The organism is Caloranaerobacter sp. TR13 (assembly GCF_001316435.1).
GTDB lineage: Bacteria > Bacillota > Clostridia > Tissierellales > Thermohalobacteraceae > Caloranaerobacter.
Window position 1 is genome coordinate 128,583 of the sequence record NZ_JXLL01000003.1, and the last position, 20,247, is coordinate 148,829.

The 20,247-nt window shown below is 31.0% G+C and carries 7 protein-coding genes; all 7 read right to left on the minus strand.

The window, feature by feature from the left end:
* Positions 1–94: 94 nt before the first annotated feature.
* The 7 genes from TR13x_RS04980 to TR13x_RS05010 all read right to left on the minus strand — a co-directional run bounded on the left by TR13x_RS04980 (position 95) and on the right by TR13x_RS05010 (position 20,100).
* Positions 95–1,480 carry a S41 family peptidase gene (locus tag TR13x_RS04980; protein WP_054870800.1) on the minus strand — a complete coding sequence of 462 codons (1,386 nt, stop codon included), beginning with the start codon at positions 1,478–1,480 and terminating at the stop codon, positions 95–97.
* Positions 1,481–1,589: 109 nt separating this feature from the next.
* Positions 1,590–3,488 (minus strand): S-layer homology domain-containing protein, encoded by a 1,899-nt coding sequence (locus tag TR13x_RS04985; protein WP_054870801.1) that lies wholly within the window; start codon positions 3,486–3,488, stop codon positions 1,590–1,592.
* A 62-nt stretch (positions 3,489–3,550) separates the two neighbouring features.
* The gene (locus tag TR13x_RS04990; protein ID WP_054870802.1) at positions 3,551–7,948 is read right to left on the minus strand and encodes a S8 family serine peptidase; all 4,398 of its coding nucleotides are present in this window, start codon (positions 7,946–7,948) and stop codon (positions 3,551–3,553) included.
* Between the two features lie 292 nt (positions 7,949–8,240).
* Entirely contained in the window at positions 8,241–9,170 is a 930-nt protein-coding gene (locus TR13x_RS04995; protein ID WP_054870803.1) for an S-layer homology domain-containing protein, read from the minus strand.
* Positions 9,171–9,274: 104 nt separating this feature from the next.
* Entirely contained in the window at positions 9,275–10,765 is a 1,491-nt protein-coding gene (locus TR13x_RS05000; protein ID WP_054870804.1) for an S-layer homology domain-containing protein, read from the minus strand.
* 167 nt (positions 10,766–10,932) lie between these two features.
* Positions 10,933–13,617, minus strand: a complete 2,685-nt coding sequence (locus tag TR13x_RS05005) for an S-layer homology domain-containing protein (RefSeq protein WP_054870805.1) — start codon at positions 13,615–13,617, stop codon at positions 10,933–10,935.
* A gap of 195 nt (positions 13,618–13,812) precedes the next feature.
* Positions 13,813–20,100 carry an IPT/TIG domain-containing protein gene (locus tag TR13x_RS05010; RefSeq protein ID WP_054870806.1) on the minus strand — a complete coding sequence of 2,096 codons (6,288 nt, stop codon included), beginning with the start codon at positions 20,098–20,100 and terminating at the stop codon, positions 13,813–13,815.
* Positions 20,101–20,247: the final 147 nt, after the last annotated feature.

Here is a 20,247-nt window from a genome sequence, read left to right on the forward strand (position 1 = left end):
ACAATTAAAAAGCATGCAAGTTAGTCTTACATGCTTTTCTCTATAATCCATAGGAAATTATATACCTTTTTTACTATACTCTATTATATATATTTTATTTTTCCAAAAGCACTTCTACTGCTTTTTGTAATTGTTTATCTACATTATCTGGTTTTGCATATTCATTAATTGCTTTTGTTAAAGCATCTTGAGTAGTAAAATCTAGTACTCCATAGCTATATAATCCTTGGTCTTTTTGAAACTTCTTTATTGCTTCAAATGTTGTTTCATCAAATATTCCATCTGGTTTGTTCACTTTGTAGCCTAATATTTGTAGTATCATTTCAGCTCCTAATACATCTAATCCTACAACTCCAACTGTTGGTTTTCTTGTTTTATCTAAAGTAGGGATTTTTGATAAATCAACTTTAGGCTCTGCTGTATTCTCTACTACTATATCTGGTTTAATACCTACCTCGTTAACTTTTCTCATATTTGGAGTTAGATATTCTGCAATTGTAATCTTCATACCTCCACCATCTACAAGAGGTACAACTGATTGTACTGTACCTTTACCATAAGTCATAGTTCCTATTATTGTACCTACTTTTGAATCTTGAATTGCTCCTGCAAATATTTCTGATGCACTAGCACTACCACCATTAACTAATACTGCTAGTTTATATTTAGGAAGGTCTAAATTTGAATTATATGTTTCGATAGTTCCATCTGCCTTTTTAATATGAACAATAGGTCCCTTAGGAACAAAGAATTTAAGTACATCTATAACCTCGTCAAGATATCCTCCAGGGTTATTTCTTAAGTCAATGATTAGTTTTTCTATATTCTTCTCATCAAATATTTTTAATATATCCTTTAAATTCTCATACGTATTACCATTAAATTGCGATATTTTTATATATCCTAGTCCATTGTCCATAATTTTATATGTTATAGGGTTTATTCTTATCATTTCTCTAGTTATATTAAAATAAATAATATCATCTATGCCTTCTCTTATTATTCCCAATTTTACTTGTGTTCCGGGTTCCCCTCTGATCAATGATGCTGCTCTATTTACTGATACCCCTTTAATATCAACATCATCTACTGAAACAATTTTATCTCCTGGCTTTATTCCAGACCTTGCTCCAGGAGTTCCTTCAATAGGCGTTATTACTGTTATATATCCATCTTTTTCAGTAATCTGAATTCCTACTCCTCCAAAATTGCCTGATACAGATGTATTAAATTCTTTAAATTCTTCTGGTGAATAATAATCACTATATTTATCTAGTTTTTTAAAAACCCCTTCTATTGCTCCTTCTATTAGCTCTTCTTCTGTAATGTCTCCTGCATAATTTGCCTTGATATATTCAATTATTTGTTTTAGGTAATTTAAGTCTTTGATTTGAGTTTTTTCTGCATTTGCATACATAACACCACTAGAAAAAACTATAAGAATAGCACATAATAATGCCAAAACTCTTTTTAATCGCATGTTATCATCTCCTTCTGTCATAAACTATTTAGAAATATTCTATAAAATTTATTTAAATCCTTTTAAAAAAAGAAAAACTCCTGATGGAATATCCCACCAGGAATTTTTCTTATATTCTATTAAGTTTCTCTAGTAATCTATATATCATCACTGCAGCTTGTGCTCTATTTGCAGTTTCTTTTGGTGCAAATTTATTTCCCCCTACACCATTAACAATTCCCTTATTATAAGCTATGCCAACTGAATCTTTAGCCCAGTCAGAAATTACATCCTTATCAGTAAAATATAATTCTGAACTATAATCATCATCTGGACTTAAATACTTCATAGCTCTAACTATCATTGTAGCCATTTGTTCTCTAGTTATTTCTCCATCTGGATTAAAATAGCCATTATATCCTTTCACTATACCTAAACTTGCAGCAATTTCTACTGGAGCTTTATACCAAATATCTCCTTCTACATCTGCGAATGTTACTTCATTTTCACCTTTCTCTAAATCTAATGCATAAACTAATAATTTAGCAAATTGAGCTCTAGTAACATTAGAATTAGGTGCATAATGCTCTTCATCTATACCATTTATTATATGTCTTGCTGCTAAAACTTCTATCGCATCCTTAGCCCATGGAATATCTACATCAGCAAAAACTTTATTATATTCCATAGTTACATATTTACTAAAATGCCCTGTTTTAAAAGTAATAGTTCCATCTTCACTTGGTAATCCACCAACATACTCCCAAGTATTTGTAGATTCATTGAAATAGTAAACTCCTAGTTTTCTGTTATCTTTTACTTTCTCTTTATCATAATTAATTGTTATAGTAAGTGGTTTATTAAAGTCTAATTTAGTCTCATTTTCATCCTTGATTTGGGTCAATTTAAAATCAAATATACTTGAAACTGTTGAATATTTATTGGTATCCAATTGCTTTAAGTGTCCATCAACTTCTTCGTTTTTAAGCTTTCTAACATTAAAACTTATTTTTGAATCTTTTTCTAATTGTAAAGTGTCTGGGCTTAGCTCTATTTTAACTTCACCTGTATCCAATTCTATAGTTTTACCTTTCGTACTAATTTCAGTAATAAGCTCAGAATCTATGTTTACTGTAATTTCATCAGCATTTTTTTCACTTGTAGCATTTATTATTAATTTGTCCTGATTGTCTTTTTCTAATTGCTCCTTTAATTTTTTGCTATCTATTTCAAATGTAGCCGATACATTACCATTTTCATCCTCTTCAATGATTGCTTTGCCCTGTTCTGTTTCTTCTATTGTCTTTCCACTATCCTCATCTTTATCTGTAACAGGTGGTGGTGATGGTATAATAATTATTCCACCAGAAGAAGATCTTTTAACCACTTCAAAAGTTTTTTCAATTGTAATACCTAATATTTCAACTTGAACAGTATAAATTCCTGTTTGTTGATACGAAGTCATCTTATATTCTGTATTAAACTTACCTTCATTATCAGTTAATAACTCTTTTACAAATTTGGCTTGACCATCATAAAGAATCTTGACTATAACAGGCGTATACGGTTTTACCACACCATTTTGATAAGCTATTCCGCTTATTTTAACCTTATCACCTGTATAATATTTTGTTTTATCTAGTTCTAATATTGATTCACTTTTTTCTACTGTAAATTGCATAGTTTTAACTAAGCCAACCGAATTTATATATACATTATATTTACCACCATCTATATCTTCATTTAATTTAAAAACAGTGTTAAAGTCTCCATTTGAATCAGTTATAATCTCTTTAACAAAAACCTTAAATTTATCTTCTTCTCTTTCTATAACAATATTTACTGGTGTATTTGAATATCCATTACCATTTTCTTTTACTTTACCAAAAATCTCAACTTCACTTCCTGGTAAAAGTTTATCTTGAGATAAGTTAACATCAATCTCATATTGGGAACTGGCTGCAGTCGACGAAAATGCACTTGCAAGTAAAATAGTAAATATCAATATTACAGAGAAAAATTTCTTCAAACCTTCTGCCCCCTTTTCTCTTATTGTATTAGGGGGGACTAGTCCCCCCTAGTTTTTCAATCTTACTTTATTACAAAAGTTGTAGATTGTGGACTTGAAAGTGAAGTTGTATCATCCCAACCAGACCATACATAAACATCTACATTGTAAGTTCCATTTTTCTTTACACCAAATCCTGAACTTAGTTTAATTGTTTGGCCTGATTGTAAACCATCCATTTGTACAGTTGAAATATTTACAACATATCCCATGTTATCAGTTACTTGAATAACTAGCATTGGATTTTGTGAGTTAGGTCCTAAGTTTTCCATAGATGCCTCTATTGCTACATATCCTCCTTGTTTGATTACTTCAACATCTGTTATCTTAATTGGATAATTATATACTGTGAATGTTGCTTCTTCTGTTGCAACTTCTTCTCCTTTTGTAGCCTTAAATATAACTTTATATTCACCATTTAGTTTCTTGAATTCATCTGGACTCCAACTCATATCAAATGTTGTTCCAGTTTCACTAAATACATCAACAGTTTCGTTATTTGGATCTACAATACTTACTTCCCAATCAACTTCTTGATTTGCTTCTGCCTTAATATTTACAGGTCTTTCACTGCTTATATCAGAATCTGGAGTCACTGATACTTCAGTGATAGCTATCTCTTGGTCTAATACAGGATCTTCTTCACCTTCTTGCTTTCTATATACCTTATACTCTTTATATGTTGTGTTACCTGCAGCATCTTGTGCTTCTATGCTTATTATATTGTCACCATATTCAAGGTTTATTTCATAATTTTCTATTGTATAATGAGCTGGTTCTAAATCTTTGAAATATGACCAGTCTTGTGAAATATTTTCTACAACATTACCGTTTACTTTAACAAGTAAGTCTGGTAAGTTTTCTGTAATATCAGCAGATATATTTACACTTTCTACTGTGTAGTCTACTATTCTATCGGTTGGTTCTTCTGTTACATTAATAACTGGAGCTGTAGTATCAACAAATATCTTATGTTCAAAATTAATATAGTTGCCTGCAGCATCTTGTGCTTCTATATCTATTTCATGCATACCATCTTGTAATACTAATACAGTTTCAAAATCATAATTTCCTGTTTCTTCATTATATACATACTCAACATCTTCACCATTAACTTTTAGTTCTACAAGCCCAGAACTATCTACTACTGAACCTTTAACTAATATTTCAGGAGTATTATATATACCAAAGTACTCAGGAGTTTCGATAAATATATATGGTATTGTTTTATCTCCTACAACTATAGGTTGTGTATCTACATAATTCCAACCACAATCATAAACTCTAACTACCATTTCATGTGTACCATCATATTTTGAAACATCAAATTCTCCTTTTGTTGATTCTTCTAGAACTACTCCGTCCTCAATTAATTCATATCTCAAAATTGGATAATCTCCGTCATTAGCTTTTACAACAATAACATCATTATCTTTATCATATGTTACTTCTTCAATAACTGGTGGTACAGTATCGATTCTTACAGGGAATTCTACACTTTGCCATTCTGAACCAGGGTAATCAATTCTTGTCTTAACTTCATATATATATTCTCCATCTTCTACTAATTTATTATTTGCTGTACCATCCCATATCCAACTATCCTTAGCATAGAACTCAGTACCTCTACCACTGTCATAATAATTCTTTCTAATGTATTCCTCATATGCTAAATCTCTAATCTTATTACCATCTTTGTCTAATATATTAATATCTAATTCCCTTGCATTCCTTAAGAATGACAATAAAGGAATAATACTATCTGCTACTCCATCACCATTAGGTGAAAAAGCTATTTTTGTCTTATCTGGTCCATCTGGGGTATAACCTAAGAATCTATAGACATCTTCTTTTTCATCTAACCAAGACATTACTGTTAAACCATAGAATGCTTGATTATCTTCGTTAGCATCATAATTTGTAACATCTATTATAGGCGCTTTATCCCATTCTCCATAGAAACCTACATATGGAATACTTAATTCAGGCACATTATCATCAGTTGGAACTAATCTAACAAAGCCTTCGATAAATGTACCATTAGGGAATATTGCATTAAGTGGCGCATTATATACCCAATCTACAGCATCTGTCAAATCAATTGTTACATCAAAGTCTAACGAAGCACCTGCTGGTACTTCTAAAACATTATATACATTGTCAACAACTGTTCCATCGCTAAGTTCAAATGATATTGGGAACTCGCCAGTCCAAGGTGCATCAGGACTGATTGTACCATTTTTATATACACCTTGTGTTTCTAATAAGTTCTCAACACCAAATGTCAAATCTGTACCTACAGTACCATATACTGCATAACTAACAGTTTGATCACTGAAATTCTGTACAGTTAAAGTAAATCTTGTTACATCTCCTATTTCTTTTAGATTAACTTTACTTAATCCTGTTTCCTTATAAGTTACAACTGCTGGTGTAGTAGTTGCAGCATAAAGGTCCATTACACCTGCACCTTGCCTTCTAGGTGAAGTGTAGTTTCCTACTCCAAAATAATCGTTATATAAGCCCTTATCTACACTAGGCTTGGCAGTACTCATCAATATATTTTTAGCCATATTTACTCTGTCAATACCTGTCAATCCAAATTCTTCATCTACTCTTTGTAACACTAAAGCTGCTCCACCTGATACATGTGGTGCTGCCATTGAAGTACCACTCATAATACCATATTTATCACCTTGTAAAGTTGAATAAATCTGTCCACCTGGAGCTGTTATTTCAGGTTTAAATCCAAGATCTGGAGTTACACCCCAAGAAGTGAAGTCTGACATCTTACCAATGTTAGGATTTAGTACTGTTGTTTTGTCGCCTTTGAATTCAACAAAATTTTTGCCTTTTTCTATTAAATCTAATAATTTTAAACCGTCAGAATGTCCAATGAAAACCGCTGGGATTTTTCCTTCTTCAGGATACATCATGTGAACTAAGCCATCTCCACCTGACTCATGATTAAAAACTATAACACCAATGGCTCCATTGTTTTGAGCATTCATTATCTTGTCTGTGAAATAGTATGAACCACGTTGTATTAATGCTATTTTGCCTTGAAGATCTACTCCTTCAAAATCTTCCTGTGTTCCACCTAGTCCACAATATACATATTCTATAGGACCATTAAATACTTCCACTGGATCATAAGAACCTGCCATTATATATCCTGCTAATTGCGGTTCATCATTTTCATCAATATATTCAAATGCTTCTGCTCTAATATGTGTATTTTCAATAGAAGCAACCTGTATAGATTCTGGTGTAAGTCCTGGAGAACCTACAACACCTATATCAGGATTCTTAATCAAAGGATTGCTATATCCATCTCCTATATGATTTGAATTGCCAGCTGAAATCGATACTAATACCCCATTTTCAACAGCCCTAGCTACAGCCTGTTGCTCTGGGTCATCTGGTAAAACAAAAGCTGAAGTTGAACCTAAACTCATATTTATAACATCTGCACCTAATTTTACAGAATCATCTATTGCTCTAATAATAATATCTCCAAAAGTTGAAGGCATAGAAGGATTGTTCCCAAACACTTTCATGGCTAGAAGCTGAGCTTCAGGTGCTATACCTTTAATTCCATCTTCATCACCATTTGCCCCTACAATACCAGCTACATGCATACCATGCATTGATGCATCTGGACCAAGATCTAATATTTCTAAGTTATTATCCATATAGTTGTACCCATATGGAACTTTGTCTGTAAACCATTTACCAGGAAGACCTTCTTGTGAAATAATATCTTCTACATTTTCTCTGCTTAGCTTAGATTTATCTGGATTAGTTAATTTCATATCTTTATGGCTTGGATCAATGCCGGTGTCGATAATAGCTACCACTGTACCTTCGCCATTATATCCTAAGTTCCATGTCTCTACCGCTTTTACTATATCTTTACTTGTATTCATATCAGGTTCAGGTCTGCTATATTCATTCGCTATTGTAACCCTTTTCACTCCTGGTATTTTTTCAATTTCCTGTGCTTCTTTAAAAGTTGTTGTTGCACTAAAACCATTAACTACATTAACAAAATTATTATGATACTCAATACTAATGTTGTTTTCCTTAATAGTTTCTTTTATACTTTCCTGCATTCCTATCAAATCATTTGTAATTACTTTAGCCATTTGTGCATTTAATTCGTTTACTTTAACTCCTTTTTCTGTTGCATATTCGATTAATGGCTTTCCTTCTAATTCAACAATAATTCTAATATTGTCGTCATCTTTTAGTCCCTTGGCTCTTGGATCTGAAGTTATGCTTTGTGTATTAAGAGATTTTGTAAAAGTAGTTGAATGTAATTTTGGAATTTTACTGTTTGGTGCAGCTAATGCTGTACCAAAAGTTCCTATTAGTACAGCTAGTACTAATAAGATTGAAAAGATCCTTTTGTTTTTCAACTCCATCCCCCTCTTCTTAAAATAAATAAAAAATAAGATAGTGAATTAATTATATTTTTCTTACTCACCTCCTTTCATGTTTTACCTCATATACTATTTTATTTTAGATTAGGTTTTATATTCTATGTTTATTTATATTTTCCTTTATTTACTTTATTTTTTTCGTTCGACATATTTTGTAATTAGTTGATTAGAGTAATAATTTCTATTTAATATTTATTAATTTAATTAATTAAAAAACATAATTGTATTATGGATTAAAAAAAGTGGCTATACAGCCACTTAAAATCTATTACATATCAATGGATTTATCATTTTTATTATGCTCAATTGTATCATCAATAATATTGAATAAATATGAATTATCTGTAAGATATTTTTTGTCGATTTCTATCGTTAAAATATTAAAAGTTATCACTTGTAAATTTGTCTTATACTTATCTGAAGGCATCGTTTTTATATAAATGTCATATCTGCCATTTCCATTTTTTGTTATTTTTCTAATAACCATATTATAACCAGGATTAGGTAATTCCTTGTAAATGGTAATATTTATCTTTTCATCATTCTCTTTTATACTAATTTGTTTGTTTATTTGAGTGTATACTTTTTTATTATCTACTACCCTAAAAGGTATAGCGCTCTTATACATCGATAACTCCCTTTCTAATCTTTGCAACAATAAAATGGATTCAATCTGTGATACTCTATTATTAGGCCTAAAAGTGCCATCTAAATAACCTTTAATTAATCCTAATTTATATCCTTTTAAAATGTCTCTCTTATATTTTTCATTGATACTATCCAAATCTATAAAAGGATTTGTTAAATCATATATTTGTATATCTCCTTCATAAGTTTCTAAACATTTAACAAGTAAGCTTATAATTTCCTTACGAGTTATAAATTTGTCTTTTAAGTCTTCATCTTTTATACTCTTGTTATCGTAACCTAATATATCTACGCTTTGATTTCCATACTTTTTCATTAAACTAAATAGTGAACAATAAAAATCTTTTTTAGATATAGGTTCATTAGGAAAAAAATTTTTGTAATCTTCTTTATATAAATAATTAAAATGTTCAGTAAAAAATTCTTTATCTATAAGTTTTTGAGCCCAATGACCTTTTAATCTATCATCTAAGCTAGCTGATGAAATAGTAGAATTTAAAAGTAATAAAACAAAAATGAAAATAACTAAAAACCTACTTTTTCTATACATTTAATACACCCCCTGTTATAATTCTATAATATTATTATATCATTGGTAGTTAAGGAAAATATTTCATTATTGTTACAAAAGAAAAAACACACCTAAAAGTGTGTTTAATATCCTAATATCATATCTCTATAATATGTCTTAAAATCTTCTTGTAAATAATTAATAAATCTACTTAAGAAGACAGCTGCTTCTGCTCGCGTCATGTAATCATTTGGATAAAAATATCCTTCAGGAGTACCTTTAACAAGTCCTATTTGATCAGCAACATATACTGACTTTTTAGCCCATTCAGGTATTTCATTATCATCTTTAAATCTTGTTGTAAATGGCGAGTTAGGTGCTAGTCTTTCTACCCCTAAAGCCCTAATTATTATGGTTACAGCCTGAGCTCTAGTTAAATTGCCTTCTGGCATAAATTTATTATCTCCTACTCCATTCATTATTCCTTTTTCTTTTATTACTTTAATATATTCATAATCAGGATGTTCTCTAGTTACATCACTAAATACTGGAGGATTAACCTCTGGTTTTACATATGACCTCTTAGGTTTATTTTCATCTTTAACTAGCTTCATTGCTTTAACTATCCACTTAGCAAATTCCTGCCTTTCTATTGGCAGATTTCCTCCAAAATATTTACCATCCGTATCAATTATCTGAAGACCTGCTAATTTCTTAATATCCCACTCTGCCCAGTATCCTTTTATATCTTCAAACTTAGGAATATACATTTTCTTTTGTGTAGGAAGAGTTTCAAATCTCTCTACACCGTTACCTACATTTCTTAATCCATCTACAATATTATTTTGATTTAAATATGGAAGATCGTATTTATACTCCATTATCGTCTCTTCTTGCTCTGTAAGAGTATATCCACCATCAAAACTGGATAAATACGCAGCATTCTCAAAATACTCAATACTTTTAGTCTTATTAAATGAAACATCTATATCCGCATAGCCATACCAATTTAAAGTAGTATCTCCTGAATTTAAACTATAATTTATGTCTTTATGTATTTTTTGAGTTTCTGTTGCTCCCCAGTAATGATCATAACCGTATATATTTCCTGTAATTTCTACTACAACTTGTCCTTCATTCTGGTTGATTGAATATGTCTTAGTTCCCAACCAGTTGCCTGAGTAAAAATCAACGATAGGTTGAGTATCATCTATAGTTGAGTTATGAAACTGATAATCTACTAGCGTGTAAGTTGTCTGATTGCCATTATCTTTTACTATAATTTCTTCTTTATAATCTAATATGTTATTGACTTCAATTTTTTGGCTCGGATGAGAGTTATCGTCTATTATCCTTTCTAGTTTTATGTCTCTTTTTAAAGTAGCTTGTCCATCTTTGCTCGATAGCTCGTATTTGTATTCTAATTTCTTTTCTTTGATTTTTATTGCAACTTTTCCTTCTAAGAGAATAGGTTTACCAGTTAAGAAAATTACTTCTTTATACTGTTTAGTTTTTTTATAGTCCATTTCGTTTTTATGAATACCGCCTTCAAACCCTGCATTGTTTATTTGAGCATAAACTGTAAGTGAATGAAGTATTAGCACTAATACTAGTACAATTGTTATTTTTTTCATTATGACACCTCGCTCTTTTGGGTACTGGGTACTTGGTACTGGGTACTAGATACTGGGTACTGGGTGCTAGGTACTGGATACTTGGTACTGGAATTAGAGAATAGAGATCAGGGGACAGAGAACAGGGAACAGGAATACTGACAACTGTCTCCTGTCCTCTGCCATAATTACCTAACCACCACTATATACCCAACGTTATTGTTTCTTAAAATGTATAAGCTATCATCTGGTGATATATCGTTAATGGTTATATTTTGCCCTTCTTTTATGATTAATGCTTTACTTACATCTAGAGTAAATGTTGCATTATTAATATTCCAAACACCCTTAAATTCGTTCCAGTCTTTAATATTTTTTAAAGTAACATTCTTATTAATCTTATCCACATTTTCCACATCTGCTACTGTGATTATCTTTGGATTAGTGTTTTCATCTATAACATTCATTGCTATTGTCATATCGTCATATTTTACAACATATGCATATTTCCTATAATAACTGTTTACTGAATATTTGCCTTCTAGGAACCTACTATTAGTAAAATCTTTTACAGATACTTCTATAGGGTTATCATTTCTTGTATCTAAAATTCTTGTATCTTCACTGATATCAAAGCTTTTTTGTGTTGTTGAAAAATCCCAGTTATTATCCTTTAGAACATCATAATCGTCAAGTTCAAATCTATATTCGCCTATTTCATCAATTCTTCCTCTATATATAACAAGTCCTGTCGATGGTATGTTTTCAACCGAAATTAAGGAAGCTGTATATTTATCTTTCCCATACGATATTATAAAAACATCGTCTCCTTTATTTAAATTATATGGATTAATTATTCTTCCATCTTTTATGATTATTGTACTTTTATTATCATAATAAACTTCATTATAGTCTACTTTTATTTTATTTTGTCCATAAGAAATCTCTTGAATTGAATTATAATAATTTCTTTCGTATCCATTTTTCAATATAATCTTAAATGCTTCCTCTTTACCGTATCTATCTTCAGTGGCTATATATACTTCTTTTCCTAAATATTGATTTAGATTTTCTTTTGAAATCTTTAATCCATCTATATAAATTTCTACATTAGGATTTAACGGTAGTTTCATGCTATCAGCTTTATCTTTCCATTTTGTATGCTCATAATATGAAACATTACTTAGAATAATTTCATTTCTACCTAAGTTCACTAAACTTAGCTTCCCTTTTATAATATTTTCAAACTGCTTGTCATCTACATAAACATTTACTTTTATAGGGATATTCCCTTCATACTGGTCAAACTCAAGTTTTACTATATCGCCTTCCTTTATACTGCTTAAGTTAATATTTGTATCGCCCTTTATTACTGGAACATATGGCTTAATGATAAATTCATATTCATTATTATCCTTTAATAAAGTCAGTTTATTGTTTTGACTATCAATATAAAGGACCTTTCCGATAAATATTCTGTCTCCTGGATGAATATATCCTTCCTTTTCAATATCAATATATCCATCTATCTTTATTACCTTTCCGCCACTGATTGTTAATGTCACATCCTGTCCATAAAGTAAATCATTTAACTTAGCTTTATTATTATTTACTCTAATATCAATTCCAGGAATTATATTAAAACTATGAATATCGTCTAAATAGTCCTTAATCGTAATTTGATTATCCCCAATTTTTTCTACTGTTCCTTCAAGTAAAACAGGTATGTTATTTAAAATTTCAACAAATACGACATTATTTTGTGGATTAATATAATACTTTATATAATCATACTCATTTAATTCATTATATTTAGTTAATTTACCGTTTTTATAAACTAAAAATCCTCTGTCATAAACGTCATCTTCTGATTCCTGAGCAATAAAGTTTAAAATATTATTGTCGTCATCTTTTATCCTAAAAACTTTCTTTTCAATAGTAGTTTTTTCATTTATTTGATAGTTTTTGTCTATTCTTTCTACTAGACCAGTACCTATTTTATATCCTTGCTTAAGTAAGAAATTCTCAAATACATTGTCTAATAGCTTAGCCATCTCTGATCTTTTAAGATAGCCTTTAGGGTTAAAATATCCTCTGTCGTCACCTTGCATTATTCCTTTTTGCATCAAAGCTTCTATAATAGGTATGTTTGTAGTTTTTATTTTCTGCCAATCCTTTAAATTGTATATCTTTTGTTGTGCTTGTCCATAAATGGGTTTTAAATTTAGTATTCTAGATACCCATATAGCTACTTGTTCTCTATCTACAGGCTTTTTCCATGTATATTTTTTCTCTATCTTTTCTCTTAATTGACTTTCTATATTTTTTATTTGATTATCTGTTAAATTAGGGTCTGTTTCATATGAAACTATGCTCTTTTCAATTTCTAATTCCAAATTATTCTGTTCTTCCTCTGTCAAAGTCAGGATGTTGTTAACTTCTTCTTGAGTAATTATATTGTTCTGAATCGCTACATCTATATATCCTCTTGACCAATAGTCATTTGGAGTAAGAATTGTATATCCTCCTGTATCACTATTTTTAATAGAGTTTTCACCTGAAATTTGAGCTTGAGACTCAAGTCCTAATAGTCTTACCAATAAAGCTACAGCTTGTTCTCTTGTTAGAGTATCATCAGGATAAAACTTATTATACCCAGCACCTTTTATTATTGAAAGGCCACTCATTCTGTATATTGAATCTTTCGCCCAATGACTTTTTATATCTGTAAAGTTAATATTATTATATAATTCCTTATAAGCAGGTAATCCTTCATAGGTTGTTGCCGCTTCTTGTCCTAAAGCTCCATAAGATACTGAAGCTATTGAAACAATCATTATTACTGTTATTAGTAAAGCTATTATTTTCTTCATTAAGACACCTCGCTTGTTTTAGGTACTTGGTGCTGGGTACTGGGTACTTGATACTGGGTACTAGGTACTGGATACTGGGGACTGGAAATAGGGAACAGAGATCAGAGAGCTGTACTCTGGTCTCTGGCTACTGGCAACTGATTTTGTCTCCTGTCCCCTGTACCCTGCCCTCTGGTAACTAGCACCTAGTACCTATTATCTATACCCTACTACAAACTTACCTTCTTTATTTATTCTACCTTCAACATAAAAGACAGATTTCATAAGGTCGTAGTCGAATACCTGATTAATTAAAGATTCGTATTTGTCAAGCTTATTTTTTTCAACGTTTAATATACCTAAGTACATTCTTTCTTTATTTAAATTTTCTTTATTAACAATAAGTGAAACAGTTACATAATTATGCATTTCAAATGGTATAATACTCTTTCCTCTCTGAAGCATGAATTGTATTTTAAATACATCTGTTAAAAGCTTTTCTCTTCTTCTAAGTTTCTTAGATATCCTATGTTTCTCTGCTTTAGACATTCGAGTTATTATAACCTTAACACTTGAATCTTCTTCTATATTATTTTGATTTATATTTGTTAAACCTGTTTTTAAACTGTAGAATGGTAAATCTAAATACACTTCATTAGACTTCACACTAAGTTTTCCATGACTATTCATTACTACATTCAATGGTATAGTTATTTCTATTTGATTAAAATCTTTATATCTCTTATCATTTAGTTTTACTGTATACTGACTGCTTGTATAGATTTCTGGCAATAGTACAAAAATGCTACCAGCTGAATTCTTTATTATACTTTCAACAGTTACAGATTCGTCTTTGTATTTGCTATCACCTTTATCCTCTTTTGAGTCTAATGTAGTAGTATATGCGTATGCATACCCTTTTGACTCTCCATATTTGTTTACAGCCCATAATTTGAAATAATACTTAGTATCTGCATCTAAATCTTTAATATAGTATTCTGTTTCTAAAGTTTCTGCTATAAACTTATATTCTTTTTCTCCCTTTTTCTTACCGAATATTTTATACCTTTCTGCTCCATCAGTTTGGCTCCATTTTAAAACTATAGAACGTTCATATCCAGGATATGCAAAAAATCCTGTAGGATTTGAAGGTATAGGTAAAATATACTTTAGACCTTTAACTAATACAAAAGAACCACCATCAGTATTTTCTATCTTAACATCTTTATCTCCTAATTCTCCTTCTGGGGTTATTATTTCTATTGTATTTTCATCTATATACGTTACATCCTTAACTTCTTCTCCATCAATATATACTTTTATACCCTCCATGAACATAGTACCCTTAATTGTAACCTTCTGTCCTCCTGTATAGTGTACCTCATCAGGTGTTATATCTGTTATGGTTGGATTTGAATAATAAGTAAACCCATTCTTCAAGACAACTTCACCTAGAGCTGACTCGTTTCTAATAAATACATCTACAGGACCCAAAATATCACTTGAAGGTGTAATTACAACTAATTTTTTATATGATGATTCTTCTAGAACCACGGTTGCTTCTTTTGCTCCAATCCTTACTGTAATATTCTCTATTCTAAAGTCATTACCCGTAATAGTAATTCTATCTCCACCAGCTGCACTTCCTCTATCTGGAGTTACTTCATCTATTACTGGGTTACTTTCTTTTGTTCTATATACATAGTATATTGGCAGTCCTTCTTTAAGAGATGAATCAGCAGTTCCACCATCTTCATTAATAACTACGATGCGTAGAGGTTTATTTATATCTATTTCTCGTCCTTCTGGAGATCTTACTACTATTTTATCGTCTTCATTGCTTCTTGATATTATTTCTGCCTCTTCACTACCAATCATTACTCTTACGCCTTTTCTAAAATCACTTCCGTTAATAGTAAACGTTAATCCTCCATCTATTGTAGATTCTACAACATAATAATCTATTTCTTCAGAATCAGTCTTATAAATAGGTCTTTTAGGTTCTATATCAGTAATTGTTGGCTGGCTATTAGGATTTTTTATTTCTATTACCCCTTCTCCTGTACCTCCATCTATATTTACAACTTTTACTTTCTTTTCTCCTATTGTATCTTGCGGAGGAGTTATTACGACTAACGTATTCTCATCTATATACTCTACTCTTGGCGATAATCTTCTTGTAACCATAAGCTTGTTATCTTTAAGCTCTATCTTTATACCTTCTAATTTTGTTTCGTCTAAACCCGTTGGTAAAGTTTCTATCCTAGTCTGTCCTTCCTTAATATTAAAAGATATCTTTTCTTCACCGTTTAATCTAACAAATACATTATTTTCAGCTTGTGCATCTCTGTTATCATATTCAACCTGTAAATTTCCAACTTCAACAATACCATGTCCTCCTACAATAGGTGCATAATCATATTCATCTCCAAAAACCACTTCTAAATCTATATTTTCTCCACCAAAATAATTCTCAGGATTTATTTTGTTTCTGTCGATAAAGTTTTTACCTAGAATAGTTAATTCTGTACCACCTAATTTTGTAACAGTGTCAGGTGTTACGCTAGTTATTTCAGGCTTAGATCTTTCATAAGTAAATCCATCTTTAAATACAAATGTACCTGCATCTGGATTAACTACTATAACATCTACTTTACCGGGCTCTAAATATGGTGGAGTTTTGACTATCAATACTTTATAGCTAGAATATTGAACATCTAGAGCCTCTATACCATTGAAATATACTTTTGGTAGAGGTTCTCCCTCATCCCATTTGCCATTACTATTTAGATCGGAGTATCTGAAATCAGTACCTACAATAGTTATAGTGTCGTAACCAGCAGTTGAACCTACCGATGGGTCTATCTTTTCTATAGTTGGAAAACTTCCTGGTACCCTAAATGTAAATCCATCACGCACAGTATCAGAACCACCATCAAAATTCACAATAGTAACTGGTACAGAAACTCTATCTGTAATCTTTTCATCTACCTCATAATTCGGTGTAGTAACAAATATCTTAGTTCCGTCACCATTTACTATTGGATTAATGCCTTTCTTTTCTCCAAAATATACTTCAATACCTTCCATGAAATCTGTACCTTCTATAGTAACTATGGTACCTCCATCTCTTGAACCTTCACTTGGAGATATCGAAGTAATAGTAGGATTACTTTGAGGTTTTAAATAGTTAAAACCATCTTCTACAGTAAATTTGGCTGTATCTGGATTTACAATAGTTACATCTTTAAGACCTAAAGGTAACCCATCAGGAACTACTACTCTTATCGTCTCTTTATCTATAACATAAACATCCTCTATTACTGTCTGATTTTCATCTGTCACGTTAGTTTTAATTTCATAATCATTAAAGAACACTCTAGTACCATGCTGTTCATCTTCATCTTGTGAATCTGGGTTAGGTAAAACAAAATCGTCACCCTTAATAATTACTTCAGTTAACGGTCCACCGTGAGATGGTGCTATCGTTTTTATAACAGGATTAGTATAAACTCTTGTATACGTATAATACCCTTCAGCAGTACCGCCATCTTGGTTTATAACTTGTAGAGTCTTTTTGCCCTCTGTTCCTCTCGGAGTAATTATAGTTACATCTACAGTATTGTCGGCTCCTGATATACTTCTTTCTATCTTTTCAATCTGTGCTTGCTCACCATCTATAGTTACTATGATAAGCACCTCTTGTGGGTCGTAGTCAAAATCCTTTCCTGTAATTACTACTCTCTCACCACCTGATACATTCCCTTTATCAGGTTTAATAGATATGATTTGTGGTCTACTTTCAGGTTTTCTATATTCAAAAGCATCCTCTAGCCTACTGATTCCACCATCAGGATTTATAACTATAATATCTCTATAGCCCCCATTATCTTCGTTTACAGAAGGCATTTTAACTACCATTCTATTTCCTAGTTTATCTTTGACACCGTCTAATTTAATAAGTTTATTATCTCTTTCTGTTGTTACCTCTAACACTTCTCCTCTGTAATCAGATATTGCATCTGGGTTATTATAATGATCATTTTCTATTTCTTGTGTTGTTATGCTTCTAGGAACAACATATACATAAGGTTTCTTTACAGTTGTTTGCCCGTTTTGGTCAGTTTCTGCTATGGCTAAAAACATATCCCCATTTATAACGACTAAAGGATTCCTTATAACTGTTTGTCCATCCTCTGTATAGTTAGTAGAACCAAATTTTGGTGATACTTCGTTTATTATTGGTGTAGAAATATATTCAAACTGTCTAACTTCTAATTCTTTTTCAGTGTAGTTTCCTTCTTCTACAAACTCAGCTATCGTCTTTGTCCTTCCACCATCTGCGTTTTGCACTAAAACTGTAACAGGTCCTAATTCTTTTATATCTGGTACAATTACTTCTATTCTATTGATCGTCTTACCGTTTAAAGCTCCTTGTAAAGTATCGACTGAAACCACTTGCGCTTCATTATTTGATACAAGGAGTTCGTTTAAAGGTCTTCCGTCTTCTTTAAAGAAGTATACCTTTGCATCAGGTCTAAAATCTAGACCATATATATATACCGTACTTTCAGAAGGACCTTTAGCCATTTGTGAATTCTCATCTATTAAAGGTAATCCATTTACTTTATATAAATACACATAATTAAGCTCTGGTGCACTTGGAACAGGTTTATATATAAACTGTCTTAAAGCTACTTCCTTTTCTGTAAATTGGTCTATAACTATATCGTTACTATCATCGCCATCATTATATGTAGATGCATCTATAAATTTAGTTGTTATTTCAACAGATATATCAACTGGAGTATCTACCCTCGGCTTTAATGCAACTTGTGGAGATTTAACTCTCAAAACCTGCTGACCTGTATCTTGGTTTATTATAGTTGGAACAGATTGCCCATTTTCTAGAATTGTTTGTATTTCAGCTAATTCACCACCAAAGTATACTTTAACAGTTCTAACTCTAACTACATCTACTAGTTCGCTAGTTCCAGGCTTAGGATAATCTTTAATTACATCACTTGTTAATGTTAATACCTTATTATCTCCAGATAATGAAAATTCCTTTTCATCAGAAACTATATTGCCATTACTATCTTCCTTAGTTCTTTGAAAGTTAAGTCCTGTTATAGATACTAAGTCCCCACCTGTTTCATACCCTTCAGTTGGATTTATATCTATAACTACTAATGAGTTTTCTACTTCAGTATATCTATATCCCTTTTCTAAAATGAATTCTCCATTATCAACAGGATTTATTACCTTAACATCAACAGCTCCAATTGTATTAGATGGTGGAGTTATAGCCTTTAAAACTGTTGTCCCATCTATACTCATTTCTGTATCAAATTCAACATTAGTTGCATAGTTTTCACCAAACATTATCTTCATATCAGGAGTTAAATTCGTACCAACTATCCTTACTTCTGTTCCACCCTGTTTTGTACCAGCATTTGGTGTAATCGCAGATACTGTAAAAGGAGTTGGAGATGGTAAAACTTCTAATTCATCTACTAAAGTTACTGCTGTTTGTTTACTGTTATCTAAAACCTTTACATTTTGATAGTTAGTTGTTGCTACTTGAGGAACTGTAATGTTAATCTGAGTAGAAGTTAAAGTACTTGTATCTATAACTGCTTCTTTTTCTCCATTTTCATCCCCTATATATACCTTCAAATCAGTTTCAAAAGGAAAGTTTGTACCATATATAGTTAATGTGTCTCCTATATTAACCTTTAAATTTGAAAGCTGTGTAATATCATGTTCCGCTAACGTAATAGTTTGAGTAAATGTATATGAACCACCAAATTTATTTTTAACAGTTATTTCATAACTATCTCCATATATAAAGTTCTCTGGCAGCTTTGCCTTTATATAACCTTCATTTTGATAAATAACCTCAGCTGCCATTGTGCTTTCAGTATTCTTTAATTCAATATAAGCTTCAATGTTGTCATTATTACCAGGCAAGTTGAAGTTAAAACCATAAATTTCTAAATATGTATCTTTAATTCTTTTTGCTGAACCATCTAGATTCTTTACTATATTTCCATCAGCATCTCTTTGAATGCTTATCTCTGTATTTGTAACAATCTTATTTATAGTAGGGTCATTTATATATTCGAAAGGTATGGAATCTGAACCAAAGCCAGTTCTACTTATTGATAAATAGGCTAGTCCTATGTATCCATTTGATCCAGGTATCCTTATACTTATTGATGTATCATTAATCGATAATATATCATTATTCGTGTCTAAATTAACAATAGTAGCCTCTCCATCATATATTATCTTTATTTCTGTAATTTGTGACTTATCATTACCGAACCCTGTCCCCACAATGGTTACAATCTTACCATTTCCAGCAGAAACTTTATCTGGTGTTATAGAATCTATACTTAAAGTATCCGCTGAATAACTTACTATATCTAAATATGGAATATATGTAATTGTAAGTATTACAGCTAAAATTATAGAAAAAAACCTCTTTAATCTATCCATTTCCATACCTCCGAATCATTAGTATCATCATTTATTTATATCGACAAAATACTGCGATTTCTTAAATGGAATTATATTACAATAAAAGTAGCTTCGCTACTTTTAGTCAACAGATAACAGGTGACAGGGAACAGATATACTGGTAAC